Annotated in this window: 3 protein-coding genes; 2 read left to right on the forward strand and 1 reads right to left on the reverse strand. The window is 76.5% G+C overall.

What is annotated here, in order from left to right; translation table 11 throughout:
- On the reverse strand, positions 1-1,236 hold a 1,236-nt coding region (locus ONA70_RS34930; protein WP_406601301.1), incomplete at its 3' end, for a hypothetical protein.
- A 294-nt stretch (positions 1,237-1,530) separates the two neighbouring features.
- Here ONA70_RS34930 and ONA70_RS34935 point away from each other — a divergent pair.
- Both ONA70_RS34935 and ONA70_RS34940 read left to right on the forward strand, forming a co-directional pair.
- Positions 1,531-3,972 (forward strand): non-ribosomal peptide synthetase, encoded by a 2,442-nt coding sequence (locus ONA70_RS34935; RefSeq protein ID WP_265010755.1) that lies wholly within the window; start codon positions 1,531-1,533, stop codon positions 3,970-3,972.
- Positions 3,969-4,500 (forward strand): condensation domain-containing protein (locus ONA70_RS34940; protein ID WP_265010756.1); only part of this gene is annotated, 532 nt, incomplete at its 3' end. The genes ONA70_RS34935 and ONA70_RS34940, both read left to right, overlap by 4 nt.

Here is a 4,500-nt window from a genome sequence, read left to right on the forward strand (position 1 = left end):
CTGGCAGAGGCTGGCCGCGTCGTCGAGCAGGCCGGTGGCGGCCCGCGGGTCCGCGGCGGCCAGCACGGTGAGCTGGAGCGCCTGGACCAGGGTGGCCCGCCGCCGGTCCAGGGTGGCCCCGGTACGGGCGTCCGCCGCGTCGTGGTGCGCCTGCGCGGTGTCCCCGGCCAGCAGGGCCACCCAGCCCCGGGCCAGCAGGGCGTACGGTCGTTCCCCGTCCTCGGCGAGGGTCACCGCCCGCTCGGCCAGCTCCCAGGCCGCGGCCAGGTCGTCGGCGGCGCGTACCCGGGCCAGCTCGGCGAGGACCCAGACCCGCAGCGCGGGGCGGCGCGGCCCGGCGTCGAGGGCGGCCAGGGCGTGCTCCAACGCCTGCCGGGCCTGCTGCGGCTCCCGCCGGCGGCGGTGCACCACGCCGAGCACCGTCCACGCGAACGCCTCGTCCGAGGAGATCCCGGCCAGCTCCCGCAGCCGCTGCCCGGCGGCGCCGTCGGCGAGCGCGTCCTCCAACCGGCCCAGCTGACATTTGGCGGCGGCGACCAGGCTGAACGCGTACGGCTCGTGGCCGGTGCAGCCGGTCGTCTCGGCCGTCCGCACGGCCGCCTCGGCGTGCCGCAGCGCGTGCACGGCGTCGCCGGTACGCAGGGCGTGGTCGGCCAGGTCGAGGTGGATCGTCAGCCGGAACAGGCCGAGGTCGGCCCGGGACAGTCCGACGGCGGCGTCCGGTCCGCCCCGGGCGGCCGTCTCGTCGCCGTGGGCGGCGGCCAGCAGCACGCCCAGCCGGGCGACGGCCCGCTGGGCGGCGGGCACCCCGCATCCGGCGGCGGCCAGCGCGGCCTCCTCGGCGGCGGCCGTCGCCCGGTCCAACTCTCCGGTCACCAGGTGGTGGGCGGCGGCGAAACAGCGCACCTGCACCGCGTCGGCGCCGGTCGCCCCGATCAGTGCCTCCGCCAGGCGGGCCACCGCCTCGTCCGGCTCGCCCGCCAGGTGCCGGCGCAGCGCGCCCCGCCAGGTGTCGGCCAGCGCGCTCCCGGCGGCGGCGGGCCCGAACAGCTCCGGCTGCGCCACCAGCCACAGGTGTGCGGCACACCGATCGCCGATGTCGGCGAGCCGGCGCAGCGCGGCTGCGAGTTCGGCGTCGTCCGGGTTGGCCTCGTCCGGCACCCGATGGTCGTCCTTCCTTCCGCTCCGGGTCGGCGCCGACGCGCGCCAGACCTGCCTCCCCTGATGTCCGGACATCCACTGCTCCTGAGGTCTCTCGTGGAGGGTTGTGCAGAGAGCGACCGCGACGATACGGGTAGTCGCGCGGCATGGCTTTCTCTCGTCCCGATAATTGCCTTCATTGACTCCGGTCGCCATAACCAAAAGAGTCGGTGTACTTACCGACCGCAATGCGCTATTGGCCTATGCGCACACTCAGGCTTCCGTCAGCCTGTCCGAACGGCACCCGCAGTGGTCGTACAAGCAACCGGCACGGGCCGTCCGCAGAATCCCGGTCGTCGCATGTCACCTGCCGATCGGAGCTGAGATCCGATGACCGAACCGCCGCAGGTCCCCGCTGTGCCCGAACCACCCGCGCTGCCGTACCCGCCGAACCCGGCCGGTGCCGGCACAGCCGTCGCGGCGCTGCCCGACGGGTCGGACGAGCCACCGGTCACCGCCCTGGCCGGGCTGCTCGCGCTGCTGCTGCGCCGCACCGGGCGACGCGACCTGCTCGTCGAGATGGCCGCCGCCGACGGCTGGGTGCCGGTGCCGGTCCGGCTTCCCGCCGACCCGACCTGGGGCGAGCTGCGCGACCTGGCGCGCGCCGCGGTCACCGCGACCCCGGACCACGGTACGGACGCCGGGACGCCGCGGCCGGTGGCGTCGATCGGTGTCGGGCCGCTCCCGGCGGGGGCCCGCGCCGAGTTGCGCCTCGCCGTCGACGGGGCCGCCGGCCGGCCGGCCGTCACGGTCGGCCACCCGCACGCCGAGCCGATGGCGGCGGAACTGGCGCTGCTGCTCGCCCGGGCCGCCACCCGGCCGGACGGGCGCCTGTCCGACCTGCCGCTGCTCGACGAGGAGACCCGGCGGCGGTTCGTGGCGGAGGCCAACGCCACCGACACCGCGTACCCCCGGGAGCGGTCGGTGCCGGAGCTCTTCGCCGAGTGGGCCGCCCGCCGGCCGGACGCCCCGGCCCTGCGCGACGGCGACCGGGTGATCGGCTACGGCGAGCTGGACCGGCGGGCGAACCGGCTGGCCGGGCGGCTGCGCGAGCGCGGTGTCGGCGGCGAGTCGCTGGTCGGGCTCTGCTTCGCCGACACCGCCACCTGGGTGGTGGCCGCGCTGGCCACCCTCAAGGCGGGAGCCGCGTATCTGCCGCTGGACCCGGGTTACCCGGTCGAGCGGTTGGCGCTGATGTGTGCCGACGCCCGCCCGGCGGTGCTGCTGCATCCGGCCGCGCTGGCCGACCGGCTGCCCGACGACGGCACCCCCCGCCTGGTCGTGGACCACGAGGCCGGCGACGGGCCGGACGAGCCGCCGGCCGTCACCGTCCACCCCGACCAGCTCGCATACGTCATGTACACCTCCGGCTCCACTGGGCGGCCGAAGGGCACCGGGGTCAGCCACCGCAACATCGTCCGGCTGGTCCGCGACACCGACTTCGTCGACGTCCGCCCCGACGACGTGATGGGGCAGGCCGCCACCATGTCCTTCGACGCGGCCACCCTGGAGGTGTGGGGCGCCCTGCTCAACGGCGCCTGCCTGGCCGACCTGGACATCAACGACGTGATCGTCCCCGACCGGCTGCGGGAACGGCTGCGCGACACCGGCGTGACCATGATGTTCCTGGCCACGTCGGTGGCCCGCCAGCTCGCCACCGAGGCGCCCGACGCCCTCGCCGCGCTGCGCTACCTCACCTTCGGCGGCGAGCAGGCCGACCGCACCGCGGTGCGCCGGCTCCGCGCCGCCTGCCCGGACACCACCCTGGTCAACGGGTACGGCCCGACCGAGGGCACCACCTACACCACCACGTACGACTGCGCGCGGCTCACCGATGAGGACACCGTGGTGCCGATCGGCGCACCCGTCGCCAACACCCGGGTGTACGTGCTCGACCACCACCTCCAGCCGGTGCCGCCGGGCGTGCTCGGCGAACTGTTCATCGGCGGGGACGGGGTGGCCCGCGGCTACCTCGGCCGCCCCGGCCAGACCGCCGAGGCGTTCGTCCCCGACCCGTTCGGGCCGCGTCCCGGCGGCCGGCTGTACCGCACCGGCGACCTGGTCCGGCAGCGGCCGGACGGGCTGATCGAGTTCGTCGGGCGGGTCGATCACCAGGTGAAGATCCGCGGGTACCGGGTGGAGCCGGGGGAGGTGACCGAGGCGCTGCGCGGCGGCGGCCTGGTCCGGGACGCGTACGTGCGGGCCGACCGGGACGCCGCCGGCGACGCCCGGCTGGTCGCGTACGTGGTGCCGGCGGACGGCGTCGACGTGGCGGCGATCCGTGACCGGGCCCGGGAGCAGCTCCCCGACCACCTGGTGCCGGCGGTGTTCGTGCCGCTGCCCGGGTTGCCGCTCAACCGCAACGGCAAGGTCGACGCCGCCGCGCTCCCGGCGCCGGAGGAGGCGGCCGAGCCGGAGTCGGTGGCGCTGCGCACGTCCACCGAGCGGACGGTCGCCGAGATCTGGCAGGACGTGCTCGGCGTGCCGGTACGCGACCGCGACGACGACTTCTTCGACCTGGGCGGACGGTCCCTCAAGGCCACCCGGGTCCGGTCCCGGCTCGCCGTCGCGATCGGCGCGGACGTGCCGCTGCGGCTGGTCTTCGACCACCCGACCGTGGCCGCCCTGGCGGCCGCCGCGGACGAGATCGCCGCCGCGGCCGACCGTCCGGCCGCCGCCGCCGAGAGCCCCGGCCCGCTGCCCGCCGGGCCGCCGGCCGGTGACCTGGCCGGCCTGCTCGACCAGCTCGAACGCGGGGCGGGCGCCCGGTGAACGCCGCCCTCGGCCCCGACGAGCTGCGCCGCCGGGTCGACGCCCTGCCGCCGGAGCGCCGGCGGGCCTTTCTGGCCGCGGTGCGCGCCGACGGGGACCGCTACGGCGTGCATCCGCTCACCGCCGCCCAGGAGTGGATGCTGCTGCTGGCCCAGCTCCGCCCGGACAGCCCCGCCTACCACGTGCCGTACCGGGTGGACCTGCGTGGCGAGCTGGACGTGGCCGCGCTACGGGACGCGCTGGACCTGGTGGTGGCCCGGCACGAGGCGCTGCGCACCGTCTTCGTGCCGCTGGACGGCCAGCCGTACCAGTTCGTGCTGCCGCCGGCCGAGCTGCCACTGACCGTGCGGGACGTCCCGCCGGACCGGATCGACGGGTACGCCGCCGCCGAGGCGGTCCGACCGTTCGACCTGGCCCGGGGACCGCTGGTGCGGGCCACCCTGTGCCGTACCGGGCCGGTCGACTGGACGCTGCTGCTCTCCCTGCACCACGTGGTCTGTGACGGCTGGAGCATGGGCCTGCTCTTCG

Source organism: Micromonospora yasonensis (assembly GCF_026013475.1).
Lineage (GTDB): Bacteria > Actinomycetota > Actinomycetes > Mycobacteriales > Micromonosporaceae > Micromonospora > Micromonospora yasonensis.

Coding starts and splice junctions, on each gene's coding strand:
- ONA70_RS34935 (WP_265010755.1), top strand. CDS start 1,531: ATGACCGAACCGCCGCAGGTCCCCGCTGTGCCCGAACCACCCGCGCTG.